Consider the following 17,759-nt stretch of genomic DNA (forward strand, 5'->3'; position numbering starts at 1 on the left):
CCTAGCGGACGAGAATGGCCCTCAGATCGTTGACGTTCGTGCCGGTCGGGCCAGGCACAAACAGATCCCCCACCGCATCGAACGCCGTCCAGGCGTTGTTGCCAGCCAGCATGGCCTTGGCATCGACACTGGCCGCGCGCATACGCGATACGGTCGAGCCATCGGCGAAGGCGCCGGCATTGTTTTCCGAACCGTCGATGCCGTCGGTATCGGCGGCCAGGGCGTGGATGCCTTCGACACTGTTGATGCCGATGGCGAAGGCGAGCAGGAATTCCGAGTTGCGGCCACCCTTGCCTTTTGCGCGCAAGGTCACAGTCGTTTCGCCACCGGACAGGATCAGCACCGGCTTTTGGAAGGGCCTGTTGCGCGTTGCCACTTCGCGCGCGATGGCCGCGTGAACGCCGCCAACCTCGCGCGCTTCGCCCTCGATGGCATCGGAGAGGATGACGGCCTCGATGCCTTGCCGCCTGGCTTCGGCCGCTGCCGCTTCCAGCGACACGCCGGCCGAAGCGATCAGATGCACCTCGTTGCGCGAGAAGCGCTGATCGTCGGGGTTGGGTGCATCGGCAGCCGGCGAATTGATATGCGCCATCACGGCGTCTGGCAGTTTCATGCCATAGGCCGCTATCGACGCCAACGCGTCTTCACGGCTGCCGGTGTCGGGAACAGTCGGCCCGGAGGCTACAAGGGCTGGATTGTCGCCGGGAATGTCGGAGACAACCAGCGACACCACTTTTGCGGGCCAGGCGGCCGCCGCCAGCCGGCCGCCCTTGATGGTGGAAAGATGCTTGCGGATGGTGTTCATCGCTGCGATCGGCGCGCCGGAAGCGAGCAGCGCCTCGTTGACGGCGATCTCGTCGGCCAGCGTCAGGCCGGCGGCCGGCGACGGCAGCAGCGCCGAGCCGCCGCCCGATATCAGCGCCACGACAAGATCATCCGCCGTCAGTCCCTGAACCTTGGCCAGCAGGCGCCGCGAGGCTTCGAGGCCGGCAGCGTCCGGTACCGGATGCGCGGCCTCGATGATCTCGATGCGCTCGCATTTGGCGCCATAGCCGTAGCGGGTAACGACCAGTCCGTCGATCGGGTCATCCCAGACCTTCTCGAAGGCAGCCGCCATCTGTGCGGAGCCTTTGCCGGCGCCAATGACGATGGTGCGGCCCTTTGGCTTGGCCGGCAGATGATCACGGATGGTCCGCTCCGGATCGGCGGCGGCGACGGCGGCATTGAAGATCGAGGTGAGGAAGGCCTTGGGCTCGAGCACGGTCATTCGGCTTCCGGAGCCAACGCCAGCCCGCGCTTGTCGACGCCGAGATGATCACATAGCGCGTCGACCACGACGCCATGATCCTCGCGTTCCGGCAGGCCGGAAACGGCGATCACGCCGATGACACCGGCGCCCTTGACGGTGACCGGAAAGCCGCCGCCGGCGAGCACATAATCCGCTATGTCCAAGCCTTCACCCACCTTGAAGGTGCGGTCGGGGCGCTGCTGTTCCAGCACAAGACGGTAGGTGCTTCTGAGGAACCGCCTGACGACATTGATCTTGCGCCGCGCCCAGTCGGGATTGGAAGCGTTTGAACCCGGCATTGCCGCGTAAAATAGCGGCCGGTCCCACAGCCTGATGTCGACGATGACAGGCAGGTTTTCGGCCAATGCGCGATCGCGGATGGCGGAACCGATCTTGAAGGCGACGGCCTCATCGAAAGCTGGAAAGACCAGGGTTTCTTCCTGTTTGCGGATCAGAGCGATGTCGTCAGCAACGGCCATGTCGTTCCCCTGTCAACTTCGCCGCACGCTTTGACCGATGGCTGCCGCCGGGTCAAGCAATGAACGCAGCTGACGCTCTAAATCGCCATATCGCTCTTCGCCGCTCGTCCTGCGACATAGACCTCGCGCACGGCGCGGTCATCGCCCAGCGTCTGCAGCAGGAACAATTCCTGCGCCAGCGTCTGCGCCGTTTCCATCCTGAGCCGCATCGCCGGTGTTGCCCTGGCATCGAGCACGACGATGTCGGCTTCGGTGCCTTCATCCAGCGTGCCGATCTTGTCGGCCACCGACAGCGCTTCGGCATTGCCGCGCGTCATCTGCCAGAAGGACTGGAACGGGTTCAGCTTCTCGCCGTTCAGCGCGATCACCTTGTAGCCTTCGTCCATGGTGCGCAGCATCGAATAATTGGTGCCGCCGCCGACATCGGTGGCAGCGGCGATCCTGAGCGGCTTGTCGCGGCGGCGAAAGCGCTGATAGTCGAACAGGCCGGAACCGAGGAACAGGTTTGAGGTCGGGCAGAACACAGCCACCGAGCCACTGTCCGAAAGTGCGTCGGCTTCACGCGCTGATAGATGGATGCAATGGCCGAACAGGCTCTTTTTGCCCAGCAGCCCGTAATGCTCGTAGACGTCGGTGTAGTCGCGCGACCACGGATAAAGCTCTTGCGTGAAGGCGATCTCGGCGTGGTTCTCCGACAGATGCGTCTGCATGTGCAGGTCGGGATGTTCGCGGCACAGCGCGCCGGCCATCTCCATCTGTTCCGGCGACGAGGTGATGGCGAAGCGCGGGGTGATGGCGTAGTGCTGCCGGCCCTTGCCATGCCATTCCTTGATCAGCGCCTTCGTATCGTCATAGCTGGATTGCGGCGTGTCGAGTACGCCCTCGGGCGCGTTGCGGTCCATCATCACCTTGCCGGCGATGTTGAGCATGTTGCGGTCGTGCGACTCGGCGAAAAAGGCTTCCGCCGAGGCTTTGTGCACGGAGCAATAGGCGGCGACCGTCGTCGTGCCATGGCGCACCATCTCGTCAAGGAACAGCCGGGCGATGCGGCGGCCGTGCTGCGCGTTGGCGAATTTCGTTTCTTCCGGGAAGGTGTAGGTGTTCAGCCAGTCGAGCAGTTCGGCGCCATAGGAGGCAATGATCTGCATCTGCGGGAAATGTACGTGGGCATCGATAAAGCCCGGCAGCAGCAGATGCGGCCGGTGATCGATCTTTTTTGTCCCCTCGCCGGCCTGTTCCTCGACATCCGCATAGGCACCTGCGGCGACGATCCTGCCGTCGTGGAGCAACAGGCCGCCGTCTTCCTCGTAGCGCCAGGCCGAATGATCGTCGATGGTTTGCGGCCAGCGCACGAAGGACAGCGTGCGGCCGCGCAGAAGTGTCGAAATCATTCTATTTCCCTGCGCCTTCGAACCAGGCCACCAGCAGCGCCCGTTCCTTGTCAGTGATTTGGCTGACGTTGGCCGGCGGCATGGCGTGGCTGCGGCCGGCCTGCAGATAGATCTCGCGGGCATGGTTGGCGATGTCAGCGTCAGTGTCCAGCATCACCCCCTTGGGCGCGTGATAGATGCCCTCATAGACAGGTTCGGCCGCATGGCACATCGAACAGCGACCGAGCACCGTGTCGCGCACGGCCGGGAAATGCGCCGAGGCGATATAGATGTCCGCCGAGGCCGACGCCTTGGGCTCACCGGTCAGCACCTTGGGCACGGTCGACAGCCAGATGATGATGATGAACAGGACAAGGGCACCCAGCCACGTCCAGTGCGGGTTGCCGGCACGCTTGTGCACGGTGTTGAAATAATGCCGGATCAAGACGCCGATGATGAACACCAGCGAGGCGATGACCCAGTTGAACTGCGTGGCGAACGCCAAGGGATAGTGGTTCGACAGCATCAGGAACAGCACAGGCAGCGTCAGGTAGTTGTTGTGAAGCGAGCGCTGCTTGGCGATCTTGCCGTATTTCGGATCGGGTTTGCGGCCGGCGATCAGGTCGGCGACGACGATCTTCTGGTTGGGGATGATGACCAAGAAGACATTGGCTGACATGATCGTGGCGGTGATGGCGCCCAGATGCAGGAAGGCGGCGCGGCCGGTGAACAGATGCGTCAGCCCCCAGGCGATGAACACCAGCACGCCGTAGAGCACCAGCATCAGGCCGGTGTCGCTTTTGCCAAGCGGCGAGCGGCACAAGAGATCATAGACCACCCAGCCGACGCCGATTGTCGCCATCGACAAAAGGATGCCGACCGGCACCGACATCGGCAGCACATTGGGATCGATCAGGAATAGGTCGGCGCCGGCATAATAGACGACGCAAAGCATGGCGAAGCCGGACAGCCAGGTGGCGTAGGATTCCCATTTGAACCATGTCAGGTGCTCCGGCATTTCGGCCGGCGCCACCAGATATTTCTGGATGTGGTAGAAGCCGCCGCCATGAACCTGCCACTCCTCGCCGAAGGCGCCGACAGGCATGCCCGGACGCTGGCGCAGGCCAAGATCGAGCGCGACGAAATAGAACGACGAACCTATCCAGGCGATGCCGGTGACGACATGCAGCCAGCGCACGGCGAAGCTCAGCCATTCCCAGAAAATCGCGAAATCCATCATTGAAGTCGTCCCTGCCGATTGGCTGACTTTACGGGCTCGTGCGCAAACGGAAAGAGGCGAGGTGTACGATGACTTTCAAAAAAAAATGGAAAATACTAGGCTGATCGCTGCAAACCGGCGAAGGTGCTCCGCATGGCCTATCTCGACAACATCGCCGTCTTCGTTCGCGTCGTCGAACTCGGCAATCTGTCAGCGGCCGGGCGCGACATGCGCATTTCGCCGGCGGTCGCCTCTAACCGCATCAAGGAGTTGGAGAAGCACCTTGGAGTGCGGCTGTTTAATCGCACGACCAGACAGTTGATGCCGACCGAGCATGGCACGGTGTTCTACTCGGGCGCCAAGCAGGTGCTGGAGGCGATCACCGAAGCGGAGGCGGCGGTCTCGGCATTGTCCGGCCAGCCGCGCGGTACCATCAAAGTGACCGCACCGCTTGGCCTCGGCCGTCGGTTGGTAGCTTCGGGCATTCCCGATTTCCACGACAAATATCCCGATATCGAGGTGCGGCTCAGGCTCTCGGACCACAATGTCGACATCATGAAGGAAGGTATCGATGTGGCCTTCCGGCTCGGCATTATCGAGGATTCCAGCCTCAGGATGCGCGGCATCATGGAATGCGAGCGCGTGCTGGTGGCCGCGCCGAAATATCTGGAGGCCCGCGGCGAACCGTTGGAGCCGCAGGAACTGATCGGCAAGAAGCATGATTGCCTGATGCTGCGCTATTCCGGCGCGCGCGAATATGTGTGGACGCTGCAGACGGCCGCCGGCCCGCAGAAATTCGAAGTGCACGGCCCCTACGATACCGACGATGGCGACGTGCTGACCGGCTGGGCGCTGTCCGGGCGTGGCATCATCAACAAGCCGCGCTTCGAGGTCGAACCCTTCATTCGCGACCGGCGGCTGCAGGTGATCCTCGCCAACACGCCGCCGACGCCGGTGCAATTCGCCGCCGTCTATCCCCACAAAAAGCTGCAGGACCCGAAGGTGCGGCTGTTGCTCGACTTCATGGCCGAGCGCTGCCAGCGGCTGATCAATGACCTTCTGGCTGGAAAGTAGAGGCTGACCTGAAAGTGAAGACTGGCCGGCACGTGACCAGCGGTTGGCCCAGCGCCAGCGGTTGCCATCCCTGGAAGCGGCGAACATAGTCTCGATTCTGTTTTGCCTTGCAGGGATTATCGATGGACAACGGCGCCACAATGCATCTTGCCGTTTCGCTGTTTGCGGGAACCGCCGATCCATCGCCCGAGCTGGAATTCAGCCATCTTGCTGGTCTTGTGCAAAAGGCCGAAGCCGCCGGACTGGACATGGTGCTGCTTGCCGATTCCGCGCCGGCGGCCGGCGGGGACACGCCCAACCAGCAGATGCCGTTCGAAGCGACGACCTTGCTGGCGGCGCTAGCGACGGTGACAAGCAAGATCGGCCTCGTCGCCGCGGCCTCGACCATTGCCCACCAACCCTACAATCTGGCGCGCCGTTTTGCTTCGCTCGACATCATCAGCCATGGCCGCGCCGGATGGAGCGCCACGATGGCGCAGAGCCCTCGTGAGGCCGCCAATTTCAGCCGGCCGGAAGGATTTTCCGACGCTGATTTTCGCCGCCGCACCGAGGAATATATCGGCATCGTTCGAGGCCTGTGGCAGGGCTGGGATGCAGATGCATTGCTATTCGACAAGAGCGGCGGCCGCTTCCACAACCCCGAAAAAATGCACACGCTTGACCACAAAGGCGAATTCTTTTCGGTGCGTGGCCCGCTGAATGTTGCACGATCGCCCCAGGATACGCCGGTGTTGGTGCTGTCCGGCCTGTCGGTATCAGATCTGGATATTGCCGTCCGCACCGCCGATGTCATCCTGTTGGACGACGAACCGAACGAGGGCGCGAAAGCAAGCTACGACGATCTCAAGCGCCGCATCCTCGCCTGCGGGCGCGAGCCTGATGCCGTTAAGGTGCTGACGAACATTGCGCCCGGCACGGCGGGAAAGCTGGCTGCCTTTGCCGACGGGCTGGCGGAAAAATTCCAGTCGGAAAGCTGCGACGGGTTCAACGTCCAGCTGCCGACACAGCGTTCGGCACTCGACGCGTTCGCCGATCTTGTCGTGCCGGAGCTGCGGCGGCTTGGCTTGTTTCGAGAGAATTATCGCGGCACGACCTTGCGCTCGCATCTTGGGCCTGCCGGTGGAGGTGAGCAATGACCGCGCAGATGAAGCTCGGTGCCTTCCTGTGGGCGACGGGCCACCATATCGCCGCCTGGCGCCATCCCAAGGCGCATGTAACCGCCGGTATCGACATCGATCATTACATCCAGCTGGCGCGCACGGCGGAAGCGGCGAAGTTCGACATGATCTTCTGCGAGGACGCCGCAGGCCTGCGCGAGGCCAATGTCGAGATCGCCAGCCAGACGTCGCGTTCGATCGGCTTCGAGCCGATCAGCCTGCTGTCTGCGCTGGCCGCGCAAACCAGCCGCATCGGCCTCGTTTCCACCGCCTCGACAAGCTACAACGAGCCCTATGGCCTCGCGCGCACCTTTTTGTCGCTCGACCATCTGAGCGGCGGCCGGGCCGGCTGGAACCTGGTCACCTCGGCCAGCCCCATCGAAGCCGCCAATTTCGGCGCGACCGGCCTCAAGCCCCATGCCGACCGTTACGAGCGGGCGCGAGAATTCGCCGAGGTGGTCACCGGGCTTTGGCGCGGCAAGGCTTCCGGCCATGACGGCCAGAGCTTTTCGGTTCGGGACCCGCTGGATCTGCCGCGGTCACCCCAGGGCGCGCCGGTCATGGTTCAGGCTGGCGCCTCGGATGTCGGCCGCAACCTTGCCGCCCGCACCGCAGACGTGGTCTTCACGGCAGCGCAAACCTTCGAGGAAGCGAAGGCCTTTTATGACGACCTCAAGGGGCGCATGGCCGCCTATGGGCGTGAGCCTGACGACATCAAGATCATGCCGGGCGTCTCACCCGTGGTGGCGGAAACCGAGGCCGAAGCCCGCGAGAAGCATGAGGAATTGCAGGCGCTCATTCCCGACGATGTCGGCGTGGCGCTGCTGTCCAGCTATCTCAGCATCTCCGATCTCGGGCGCTATCCGATCGACGGGCCGTTGCCGGAACTGCCCGAAAGCGAGGGGATGAAAAGCCGGCAGGCGCTGGTGGTCGAGCAATCGCGCCGCGACGGCCTTTCCATCCGCCAGCTTGCCCGCCACTTCGCCGGCGCGCGCGGCCATTGGCGTATTGTCGGCACGGCGGCGCAGGTCGCCGACGAATTGCAGGCGCGGTTCGAAGGCGGTGCTGCCGACGGCTTCAATGTCATGCCGGCTTATTTCCCGGGCGAACTCGATGCCTTTGCCACACTGGTCGTGCCGGAACTGCAGCGGCGCGGCCTGTTCCGGAGGGACTATGAGGGGCGCACGTTGCGCGACCATCTAGGCTTGAAGCGGCCGGCCTGAGGCCGGCAGCTGCTATGCTTCGTCCATCATCCGGGCCGTGCCGGAAACCCTGATCGAGCTGCCTGGCGCGGGCGGGATATCGGCATGCAGGCGCGAGCGCATGCCCATGTCTTCGCCTTGCACGATATCGATCGCGCCGCCATGCGGCCAGCCGATGTCACGCAGATAGCCGGCGAAGGCAGCCGTCGACGCTCCCGTCGCCGGATCCTCATAGACGCCGCCCGAGGCAAAGGGATTGCGCGTGTGGAACAGCCGCGGCGTTTCGGCATAAGCGAGCAGAACGGTCACCAGCCCTTCGCGCCGCATGAAGGCCTGGCCGGCTTTCAGCTCGTAGTGCATGGCGGCCAGTACGTCGCGCGACTTCAGGGGGAGCACGAGGTGGTCGGCGCCGCCATGGATCAGCGCAGGCGGAATGGCGGGATCGAGATCGCTTGGCGAGTAGCCGAACAACGCCAGCGCCTCCGTGATCAGCTCCGGCGGAGCCGGCCTGCTTTTTGTCGGCGGTGACTGCAGTGCGGCTACAACGTTCGCCCCATCGCGGAACCCTTCGACGGTGATGCTTGCTTGGTTGAGGGTCAGCGGGAAAATCCCGTCGCCAAACTGGCGAACCAAAGCCGCTCCTAGAGCGATGGTGGCATGACCGCAGAACGGAACCTCGGATTCCGGCGAGAAATAGCGAACCCGCCAGCGCTCCCCATCCGGCGCAGCGAAGGCGGTTTCCGAAAAGCCGACCTCCGCCGCAAGACGCTGCATTTCGGCCGCATCCGGCAACACGTCGTCTATCAACACTCCGGCCGGATTGCCGCCGGTGTCGCCATCCGAAAAAGCCGCGATTTTCAGAACATCCATATGTCTTCGCCTCATGCCGCAATGCCGGGTGGATAGCGCAAATGCGTGGTTCGGGCGATTGAAAACACAAGCCGGCGACAGCTAACCAGCCATCGCCTTTTCCTGCCGGACCTGGTGGTCGGCATTTGACGACGCATTGTGAACGACCAGCGCCGTCATGATCTGGGCGGCTGCGAGGGCGGCGATCACCGGAGGGCGCTTGTCCTTGACGGCATCGCCGCCGATCGGCGAGACGAGCCGGGCAAACTCCGCCTCGCTGCCTTCAGCTGACTTCAGGAACCAGTTCTTGAACGTGGCCTTCTTGGTCTTCGAGCCGATCATGCCGACATAGGCCGCGTCGTCGCGTTTCAGCGCTTCGGTGACGATCAGGAAATCCAGTGCGTGGTCATGCGTGAGGATCGCGAAAGCCGCGCCGGGGGGAGCTTTGCGAATCTCGGCCTCCGGCATCGGGGTCAGCCGTGTCTCGACGGTTTCCGGCATCCCCTCCAGCGCCTCGGCCCGCGTCTCGATGACGACGGCATGAATGGGCAAGAGCGCAAGCGATGCGGCCAGCGCCTGGCCGACATGCCCGCCGCCGAAGATGTAGACATGCGGCAGGTGTGCCTCTTCGGCTTCCGCCGTCGCAACCAGCTCGGCAGCGAGCGTGGCATCGACAAGTCGGATCAAGACTTCGACACGCCCACCGCAGCATTGGCCGATCTCCGGCCCCAGAGGTACGTCGAGTGTGGCGCAGACTTCATCGACCTCGATGCGGGAACTTGATTGAAGACGGCCGACCGAACCAAGCCGACCGGACGGCATTACCATCTGCCGCGCCTTGTCGAGAGCCATGTATTCGAGCTGACCTCCGCCGATCGTGCCAAGAATCGCCGATGCCGAGACGAGCATGAAGGCGCCTTTCTCGCGAGGCGTCGAGCCTTTGGTGCCGGCCACTTCGACCAGCGCGACCCGGCCGGCGCTGGCAAGAAAGGCTTTCAGGCTTTGCACTTTCGAGTTCATCTTAGCTTCCCTATTGGGAAATATAGGCTTTTTCGGCCTGGGTTGCACGTTTCGCTCGTTCAGGCGCCTGCCTTGACCTCTTTCTTCAACCGCTCGATTGCCATCAACACGCGTTCCGGCGTTGCCGGCGCATCGAGACGCGGGCAGATCTTGTGGTCGGCGACGCTGGCCACCGCGTCCGACAGCGCGTGCAGAACCGACATGCCGTGCGGCAGCGGCGGCTCGCCGACCGCCTTGGAACGATGGATGGTCGGTTCGTAAGCCTGCGACCAGTCGGTCAGCGCCACGTTGAAAATCTTCGGGCGATCGGACGCCAGCGGGATCTTGTAGGTGGACGGCGCATGCGTGCGCAGCCGGCCCTTGTCGTCCCACCACAGTTCCTCTGTCGTCAGCCAGCCCATGCCCTGGATGAAGCCGCCCTCGACCTGGCCGATGTCGATCGCCCGGTTCAGTGAGCGGCCGCAATCATGCAGGATGTCCGCGCGCTCGACGACATATTCGCCGGTCAGCGTATCGACGGACACTTCAGAGCAGGCCGCGCCATAGGCGTAATAATAGAAGGCGTGGCCCTGGCCCTTGGCGCGGTCCCAATGGATCTTCGGCGTCTTGTAGAAACCGGCGGCAGAGAGCTGCACGCGTGCAATAAAAGCCTGCTTGATCAGATCGTTGAAGCTGATTTCCTGGTTGCCGACGCGAACCCGATTGGGCAGGAACACCACCTGATCGACCGGCACCTGATATTTCTCGGCGGCGAAATCGGTGAGCCGCTTGCGGATTTGCCGCGCCGCATCCTGCGCCGCCATGCCATTGAGGTCGGCGCCCGAGGACGCCGCTGTCGGCGCCGTGTTCGGCACCTTGGCGGTGGTGGTGGCGGTGATCTTCACTCTGGCGAGGTCGATCTGGAATTCTTCCGCCACGACCTGCGCCACTTTGAGGTGCAGGCCCTGCCCCATTTCCGTGCCGCCATGATTCATGTGCACGGAACCGTCGGCATAGACATGCACCAAGGCGCCGGCCTGGTTGGACTCGGTCTTGGTGAAGGAGATGCCGAACTTCACCGGCGTCAGCGCCAGGCCGCGCTTGATGAAGCGGCTGTTGGCGTTGAAGGCCTGTATCTCGCGCCGCCGCCGCGCATAGTTGGCGCTTTCCTCCAGTTCGGCGACGATTCGCTGGATGATGTTGTCCTCTACCTTCTGGTGGTAGGGCGTGACGTCGCGCGCGCCGATGGCCTCCATCGGGTCATAGAAATTCAGCTTGCGGATTTCGAGCGAATCCTTGCCGACCGCGAAGGCAACCTCATCGATGACCCGCTCGGCGCCGATCATGCCTTGCGGACCACCGAAGCCCCGGAAGGCCGTGTTGGAAACGGTGTTGGTGTAGAGCGGCGCCGATTTGGCGTGGACGTTCGGATAGAAATAGGCGTTGTCGCAATGGAACAGCGCACGGTCGCCGACAGGACCGGACAGGTCGGCCGAGAAGCCGGCGTTGAGGGCGAACATGAAGTCGACACCGAGTATATTGCCCTCGTTGTCGAAGCCGACCTCATAATCAATGGCGAAGTCGTGCCGCTTGCCGGTGGCGGTCATGTCCTCATCGCGATCGAGCCTGGCCTTGACGGCGCACTTGTGCTTCTTGGCCGCGATGGCGGCGATTGCCGCGCACTGGTTGGCCTGTGTTTCCTTGCCGCCGAAGCCGCCGCCCATGCGGCGAACCTCGACCGTCACCGCATGGCTCGGCACGCCGAGCACATGAGAGACAAGGTGCTGGGTCTCGCTCGGCCCCTGGGTCGAGCAATAGACCGTGACCTCGTCGTCTTCGCCCGGCACCGCCAACGATACCTGGCCCTCAAGGTAGAAGTGGTCCTGTCCGCCGAGCTTCATGCGCCCTTTCACCCGACGGGGCGCCGCGGCGATTGCCGCAGCAGCATCGCCGCGCCGCAAGGTCAACGGCGTGGTGACCAGCCTGTCCTGGAGCGGATCCAGCGGCCAGATGCCGAGGATGGCTGGAAGTTCCTCATATTCGATCCTGGCCAGCCGCGCGGCACGGCGCGCAGCATCCCGTGTTTCAGCAATGACCGCGAAGATCGGCTGGCCGAAGAACTGCACCTTGCCTTCCGCCAGCACCGGGTCGTCATGCATGTTGGAGGGCGAGACGTCGTTTTCGCCGGGCACGTCGGCATAGGTCAGCACATCGAGGACGCCGGGGGCTGTCCGCACGGCCGAGAGGTCGACACTCTTCAGCGTGCCATGCGCCACCTTCGAGAGGCCGAGCCCGACATGCAGCGTGCCTGCCGGTTCCGGCATGTCGTCGATATAGACGGCGGTGCCGCTGACATGCTTGTGGGCCGAGTCATGGCGCTGGTCGGTGGCGACGCCACCGACGATCTTTTCGGGTTTGAGATTTGATGTGGCGTGCTTGTTCATAGAGCGCCCCTTTTCCCTTCTCCCCGTTCACGGGGAGAAGGTGGCCCGAAGGGCCGGATGAGGGGCAGCGCCGAGCGTGATGGGCTTGGGGACACCGATCCACGACGGCGCCGCCCCTGATCTGCCTGCCGGCATCTTCTCCCCGTGAACGGGGAGAAGGACGCTATCCACGACCGTTCGGCTGTTCGTTCACTGGAGTTGATACACATCAGGCCGCCTCGTCTCTTGAAACCTGGATCGGCTCCCTGGTGCCACTGGTCTCAGCAAAGAAGCGCAGCAACAGGTTTTTCGCCGCCAGAGCGCGGTATTCGGCTGACGCCCGCATGTCGGTGAGCGGGGTGAAATCCCTGGCGTATTCAGCCATCGCCGTCCCGACCGTCGCTTCGGTCCAGGGTTTGCCGCGCAGCGCCTGTTCGACAGAAGATGCCCGCTTCGGCGTCGCCGCCATGCCGCCATAGGCGATGCGCACATCGGCGACCGTGCCGTCCTTGGCCAGCGTCAGGAAAAAGGCGCCGAGTGCCGCCGTGATGTCCTCGTCGCGGCGCTTGGTGATCTTGTAGACGGCAAATTTCGTGTCCTTGGCGGGCACGGGCACGTGCACCGCCTCGACGAATTCGCCCGGCTGCCGGTCCTGCTTGCCGTAAGCGATGAAGAAATCCTGCAGCGGGATGGTGCGCCGCTTCTTGCCCCTGCGCAGCGTGAGCCGCGCACCGAGCGCAATCAAGGGCGGCGGCGTGTCGCCGATCGGCGAGCCGTTGGCGATGTTGCCGCCGATGGTGCCCATGTTGCGCACCTGTTCGCCGCCGATGCGGTCGAACAACGGCCCCAGTGCCGGGATGCGTTTGGCGAGCCTCGAGAAGGCTTCGGTGTAGGTGACGCCGGCGCCGATCGATATCACGCCCTTGTCTTCGGAGATGGTGCACAGCCCATCGAGATTGCCGATGAAGACCACCGGTGAAATATCGCGCATGTGCTTGGTCACCCACAGGCCGACATCGGTCGAACCGGCAACGATGGTGGCGCCCGGCTCCTTGTCGAGCACTGTGGCGAAATCGTCGACATTGGCCGGCACGATAAGCCGCGCCTTGGCCGAACCGATCTCGACCCGCGCACCGTCATGCATGGCTTCCAGCCTCGCCGTGATCGCCTTGCGCTCCGCCGCCAGCGGATCCTTCGCCGCCTTGCCATAGCTGGAGATGGCGTGCGCGGCGCGCATGATCGCCTCGTAGCCGGTGCAGCGGCAGAGATTGCCCTGCAAAGCTTTTTCGATGGCCGCGTTCGACGGGTCGGGTGATTTCATCCAAAGGCCGTAGAGCGACATGACGAAGCCCGGCGTGCAGAAGCCGCATTGCGAGCCGTGGAAATCGACCATCGCCTGCTGGACGGGATGCAACTGGCCGGGTTCGCCGCGCAGCTGCTCCACCGTCACGACATGGGTGCCGTCCAGCGACCCGAGGAAGCGGATGCAGGCATTGACGCTTTCATAGACCAAGCCGCCAGCCGTGAGTTTGCCGACCAGCACGGTGCAGGCGCCGCAATCGCCCTCGGCGCAGCCTTCCTTGGTGCCGCGCAGCGAACGGTCAAGCCGCAGCCAGTCGAGCAAGGTCGCATCAGGCGCCACCGACGACAGCACGACATCCCGGCCATTCAGGATGAAGCGGATCTCGTTGCGGATAGAAATCTTGGCCATGCCTCAGCTCCCCCTGTAGGTCGAATAGCCGTAGGGCGAGATCAGCAATGGTACATGATAGTGAACAGCGTCGGCCATGCCGAAGCGGATCGGCACGCTGTCGAGGAAGGCGGGATTAGGCAGCTTTATGCCCTGGCCGCGCAGATAGTCGCCGGCGGCGAACACCAGTTCGTATTCGCCGGTGCGGAATTCGCTGCCTGCCAGCAGCGGTGCATCGCAACGGCCATCGCCGTTGGTTGCGACCGTCTTCAGCAGCGTGCGTGCGGCGCCATCGAGATGATAGAGCGCGATTGACAACCCGGCCGCCGGCTTGCCGGTCGCCGTGTCCAGCACGTGGGTCGTCAGGCGCCCGCCATCGGCTTTCGACGTCTCTGCCATTGGCCGCCTCCCATCCTGGTACATCAGAACAATAGTGATGAATTGTGCGCCAATTAAAGGCGATGCATAAGTCCCGGTCGAGCGGAGTGCGACAAAAACACTTTCAAAAATTTTCGGGGGAATGCGAGAAGCACCCTTTCGATATCCTGATCACACTTTCGGGCAATGCCCGGCAGGAGGGGCAATGCGTTATATCAGAGACATGCGCGGCTACGGAGCCAATCCGCCGGATCCGAAATGGCCCGGCGGCGCGCATGTCGCGGTGCAGTTCGTCGTCAATTACGAGGAGGGCGGCGAGAACTGCGTGCTGCACGGCGACAAGGCCTCGGAAGCGTTCCTGTCGGAGATCGTTGGCGCCGCCCCATGGGTCGGCCAGCGCCATTGGAACATGGAATCAATCTATGAATATGGCGCGCGGGCCGGCTTCTGGCGGCTGTTGCGCCTCTTCAGCGAGGCCGAAGTGCCAGTGACCTGCTACGGCGTTGCCTCAGCACTCGCCCGCTCGCCCGATCAGGTCGCCGCCATGCAGGAAGCCGGCTGGGAGATCGCCTCGCACGGGCTGAGATGGATCGACTACCGCGACCATAGCGCCGAGGACGAGCGCCGCGACCTCGAAGCGGCGATCAAGCTGCACTACGAGGTGACCGGCGAGCGTCCGACCGGCTGGTATACGGGCCGCACCTCGGTCAACACGGTGCGCATCGTGGCCGAAGAGGGCGGCTTCGACTACGTCTCCGACACCTATGACGACGAACTGCCCTACTGGTTCGAGCACAGCGGCGGCACGCAGCTCATCATTCCCTATACGCTCGACGCCAACGACATGCGCTTCGCCACGCCGCAGGGCTTCAATTCGGGCGATCAGTTCTTTGCCTATCTGAAGGACAGTTTCGACACGCTCTATGCCGAGGGCAAGGCCGGCCGGCCACGCATGATGAATATCGGCCTGCATTGCCGGCTCGTCGGGCGGCCGGGCCGAGTGGCCGCGCTGAAGCGTTTCGTCGACTATGTCAGGTCGCACGACAAAGTCTGGCTGGCACGGCGCATCGACATCGCCAAACACTGGCAAGAGAACCATCCCTACAAGCCGGCAGCACGCAGACCTTCGAAGATGGAATTCGAAACCTTCGTTCACACCTTTGGCGGCGTGTTCGAACATTCGCCCTGGATTGCCGAGCGGGCCTACGAGCTGGAGCTCGGTCCGGCGCATGACACGGCGGGCGGCCTGCACAATGCGCTCTGCCGTATCTTCCGCGCCGCCAGCGAGACCGAGCGGCTGGGCGTACTCAACGCCCATCCCGACCTTGCCGGCAAGCTGGCCAAAGCGAGACGGCTGACGGCGGAATCAACCAAAGAACAGGCCTCCGCCGGCCTCGACGCCTTGACCGATAAGGAACGCGAACTGTTTTCCAAGCTCAACGCCGCCTACGTCACCACCTTCGGCTTCCCTTTCATCATCGCGGTGCGGGGCAAGACCAAGGAAGAGATCCTGGCGGAGTTCGAGGCGCGCATCGGCAACAGCCGTGGCGTCGAACTCGATACCGCCTGCAAACAGGTGGAGCGCATCGCGCTGCTCCGCCTCAGGGATATGCTACCGCGATAGGTTTGAACCCATGGATACGATCACGATGCCCAAGCGAACCTATTATGCGCCGCATGGCGGCCATTCTGGCCAGACAGAGTTGCTGACAGGCCGCGCCGTCTTCACCGAGGCCTATGCCGTCATCCCCAGGGGGGTGATGCAGGACATCGTCACCAGCGCCTTGCCGTTCTGGGACAAGACCCGCGTCTGGATATTGTCGCGCCCGCTGTCCGGCTTCGCCGAGACCTTCTCGCAATACATCGTCGAGGTCGCGCCCGGCGGCGGCAGCGAGCGGCCGGAGCCCGACGCCGGCGCCGAGGGGGCCCTGTTCGTGGTCGAAGGCGAATTGACGGTTCTGCTCGCCGGCAAGAAGCATAGCTTAAGCCCCGGCGGCTTCGCCTTCCTGCCACCGGCCAGCGGCTGGACGGTTCGCAACGAAAGCAAGGCGCCAGTCCGCTTCCATTGGGTTCGCAAGACTTACGAAGTGGTCGATGGTCTCGACATACCGGAAGCTTTCTTCGCCAACGAGCAGGAGATCGCACCGACGCCGATGCCCGGCACCGAGGGCCGCTGGGCGACGACGCGGTTCGTCGATCCGGCCGATCTGCGCCACGACATGCATATGACGATCGTCACGCTTGAGCCCGGCGCCGTCATTCCCTTCGCCGAGACGCATGTCATGGAACACGGTCTCTATGTGCTGGAGGGCAAGGGGGTCTATCGCCTCAACCAGGACTGGGTCGAGGTCGAGGCCGGCGACTATATGTGGCTGCGCGCCTTCTGCCCGCAGGCCTGCTATGCCGGCGGGCCGGGAAAATTCCGCTATCTGCTCTACAAGGACGTCAACCGGCACGCCAAGCTCGGCGGGGCGGGCATTGGCGGTCGCGCGCGGTGACCCGCATCACAGCACAGAAGCTGACCCGTGCGGCATTTGCCCCCTTCGGCGATGTCATCGACATGGGCGGCGACAATCACTACCCGATCAATGGCGGGCGCGCCGAGCGCTACCACGACCTTGCCACCGCCGAAGCAGCAGGGCCGAACGCCCGCGTGCTGATCTCGATGGTGCGCGGCACGCCTTATGAACTGCCGCTGAAGCTGACCATGGTCGAGCGTCACCCCTTCGGCAGCCAGGCTTTTATTCCGCTGTCGCCGCGGCCATTCCTGGTCGTCGTCTGCCGTGACGGCAAGGAGGGGCCGGGCGAGCCGCACGCCTTCATCACCGCGCCCGGACAAGGCATCAACTATTCCCGCAATCTTTGGCATGGCGTGCTGACGCCGCTCGGCGAGGCTCAGGATTTCCTGATTGTCGACCGTGGCGGTGACGGCTCCAACCTCGAAGAATTCCATTTCTCGCACGCCTACGAGATCCATCTCCCCGACGGGATTCTTTCATGACCGACATTTCGCTGATCGACCGCCTGCTCGACGTCATCGAGCACGACATTGTGCCGAAGACGGCCGAGGGTGTCTCACACGGCAACAAGCTGTTCGGGGCGGCGATCCTGCGCAAGGACGACCGCTCGCTGGTGCTGGCCGAGACCAACAACGAGATGGAAAACCCGCTCTGGCATGGCGAGGTGCACTGCCTGAAGCGATTCTACGAAATGCCAAAGGCGGAACGCGTCGACACCAAGGACGCACTTTTCATCGCCACGCATGAGCCCTGTTCGCTCTGCCTGTCGGCTATCACCTGGACCGGCTTCGACAATTTCTACTATCTGTTCAGCCATGAAGATTCGCGCGACAGTTTTGCCATCCCGCACGATCTGAAGATCCTGAAAGAGGTCTTCACCCTCGACCCCGGCGGCTACAATGCCGAGAATGCCTATTGGAAGAGCTTTTCCATCCGTCGGCTGGTGCGGGCGCTGCCCGAGGCAGACCGCCAGCGGCTGGAAGCGCGTATCGGCAAGATCTCGGCACGCTACGACGAACTGTCCGGCGCCTATCAGGAAAGCAAGGCTGAGAACGACATTCCGCTGAATTGAGGGTGTGCGACAGGTAGCGGCACAGGTCGCATATTTCGCT

General features: G+C 63.4%; 16 protein-coding genes. 7 read left to right on the forward strand and 9 right to left on the reverse strand.

Annotated elements, in window-relative coordinates; genetic code table 11:
• Window position 1 precedes the first annotated feature (1 nt).
• The 4 genes from EB235_RS01925 to EB235_RS01940 form a co-directional block, all read right to left on the reverse strand.
• Window positions 2–1,267, reverse strand: a complete 1,266-nt coding sequence (locus EB235_RS01925) for a glycerate kinase type-2 family protein (RefSeq protein WP_027032635.1) — start codon at window positions 1,265–1,267, stop codon at window positions 2–4.
• Window positions 1,264–1,767: a heme-degrading domain-containing protein gene (locus tag EB235_RS01930; protein WP_027032634.1), complete on the reverse strand. Its 504-nt coding sequence runs from the start codon at window positions 1,765–1,767 to the stop codon at window positions 1,264–1,266. The genes EB235_RS01925 and EB235_RS01930 overlap by 4 nt, the downstream gene beginning before the upstream one ends.
• A 77-nt stretch (window positions 1,768–1,844) precedes the next feature.
• Window positions 1,845–3,158, reverse strand: a complete 1,314-nt coding sequence (guaD, locus tag EB235_RS01935) for a guanine deaminase (protein ID WP_027032633.1) — start codon at window positions 3,156–3,158, stop codon at window positions 1,845–1,847.
• Window position 3,159: 1 nt separating this feature from the next.
• Window positions 3,160–4,377 carry a urate hydroxylase PuuD gene (locus EB235_RS01940; RefSeq protein ID WP_027032632.1) on the reverse strand — a complete coding sequence of 406 codons (1,218 nt, stop codon included), beginning with the start codon at window positions 4,375–4,377 and terminating at the stop codon, window positions 3,160–3,162.
• Between the two features lie 132 nt (window positions 4,378–4,509).
• Between EB235_RS01940 and EB235_RS01945 the strand changes: the two genes are divergently transcribed.
• The 3 genes from EB235_RS01945 (at window position 4,510) to EB235_RS01955 (ending at window position 7,810) form a co-directional block, all read left to right on the forward strand.
• On the forward strand, window positions 4,510–5,430 hold the full coding sequence (locus tag EB235_RS01945) for a LysR family transcriptional regulator (RefSeq protein WP_027032631.1): 921 nt from the start codon (window positions 4,510–4,512) through the stop codon (window positions 5,428–5,430).
• Window positions 5,431–5,552: 122 nt separating this feature from the next.
• Window positions 5,553–6,566, forward strand: a complete 1,014-nt coding sequence (locus tag EB235_RS01950; RefSeq protein WP_027032630.1) for an LLM class flavin-dependent oxidoreductase — start codon at window positions 5,553–5,555, stop codon at window positions 6,564–6,566.
• Window positions 6,563–7,810 carry an LLM class flavin-dependent oxidoreductase gene (locus EB235_RS01955; RefSeq protein WP_027032629.1) on the forward strand — a complete coding sequence of 416 codons (1,248 nt, stop codon included), beginning with the start codon at window positions 6,563–6,565 and terminating at the stop codon, window positions 7,808–7,810. The genes EB235_RS01950 and EB235_RS01955 overlap by 4 nt, the downstream gene beginning before the upstream one ends.
• A 12-nt stretch (window positions 7,811–7,822) precedes the next feature.
• Here EB235_RS01955 and EB235_RS01960 read toward each other — a convergent pair whose 3' ends face one another.
• The 5 genes from EB235_RS01960 to uraH form a co-directional block, all read right to left on the reverse strand.
• Complete coding sequence (locus EB235_RS01960) at window positions 7,823–8,659, reverse strand: PhzF family phenazine biosynthesis protein (RefSeq protein ID WP_027032628.1); 837 nt, start codon at window positions 8,657–8,659, stop codon at window positions 7,823–7,825.
• 81 nt (window positions 8,660–8,740) lie between these two features.
• On the reverse strand, window positions 8,741–9,658 hold the full coding sequence (gene xdhC, locus EB235_RS01965) for a xanthine dehydrogenase accessory protein XdhC (RefSeq protein ID WP_027032627.1): 918 nt from the start codon (window positions 9,656–9,658) through the stop codon (window positions 8,741–8,743).
• Window positions 9,659–9,717: 59 nt separating this feature from the next.
• Window positions 9,718–12,081, reverse strand: a complete 2,364-nt coding sequence (xdhB, locus tag EB235_RS01970) for a xanthine dehydrogenase molybdopterin binding subunit (RefSeq protein ID WP_027032626.1) — start codon at window positions 12,079–12,081, stop codon at window positions 9,718–9,720.
• A gap of 208 nt (window positions 12,082–12,289) precedes the next feature.
• On the reverse strand, window positions 12,290–13,771 hold the full coding sequence (xdhA, locus tag EB235_RS01975; protein WP_027032625.1) for a xanthine dehydrogenase small subunit: 1,482 nt from the start codon (window positions 13,769–13,771) through the stop codon (window positions 12,290–12,292).
• Window positions 13,772–13,774: 3 nt separating this feature from the next.
• Window positions 13,775–14,149, reverse strand: a complete 375-nt coding sequence (uraH, locus tag EB235_RS01980) for a hydroxyisourate hydrolase (RefSeq protein WP_027032624.1) — start codon at window positions 14,147–14,149, stop codon at window positions 13,775–13,777.
• A gap of 184 nt (window positions 14,150–14,333) precedes the next feature.
• Here uraH and puuE point away from each other — a divergent pair, with 184 nt between their 5' ends.
• Genes puuE through EB235_RS02000 form a run of 4 tightly spaced genes read left to right on the forward strand, consistent with a single transcriptional unit; the run spans window position 14,334 to window position 17,719 of the window.
• Complete coding sequence (gene puuE, locus EB235_RS01985) at window positions 14,334–15,752, forward strand: allantoinase PuuE (RefSeq protein WP_027032623.1); 1,419 nt, start codon at window positions 14,334–14,336, stop codon at window positions 15,750–15,752.
• Between the two features lie 10 nt (window positions 15,753–15,762).
• Window positions 15,763–16,626 (forward strand): bifunctional allantoicase/(S)-ureidoglycine aminohydrolase, encoded by an 864-nt coding sequence (locus EB235_RS01990; RefSeq protein WP_027032622.1) that lies wholly within the window; start codon window positions 15,763–15,765, stop codon window positions 16,624–16,626.
• Complete coding sequence (locus EB235_RS01995) at window positions 16,623–17,129, forward strand: ureidoglycolate lyase (protein ID WP_027032621.1); 507 nt, start codon at window positions 16,623–16,625, stop codon at window positions 17,127–17,129. The genes EB235_RS01990 and EB235_RS01995 overlap by 4 nt, the downstream gene beginning before the upstream one ends.
• Window positions 17,126–17,719 carry a nucleoside deaminase gene (locus tag EB235_RS02000; protein WP_027032620.1) on the forward strand — a complete coding sequence of 198 codons (594 nt, stop codon included), beginning with the start codon at window positions 17,126–17,128 and terminating at the stop codon, window positions 17,717–17,719. Before EB235_RS01995 ends, EB235_RS02000 begins: the two co-directional genes overlap by 4 nt.
• The last annotated feature ends 40 nt before the right edge of the window (window positions 17,720–17,759 follow it).

The sequence above is a fragment of the Mesorhizobium loti R88b genome (assembly GCF_013170845.1).
GTDB classification, from domain to species: domain Bacteria; phylum Pseudomonadota; class Alphaproteobacteria; order Rhizobiales; family Rhizobiaceae; genus Mesorhizobium; species Mesorhizobium loti_B.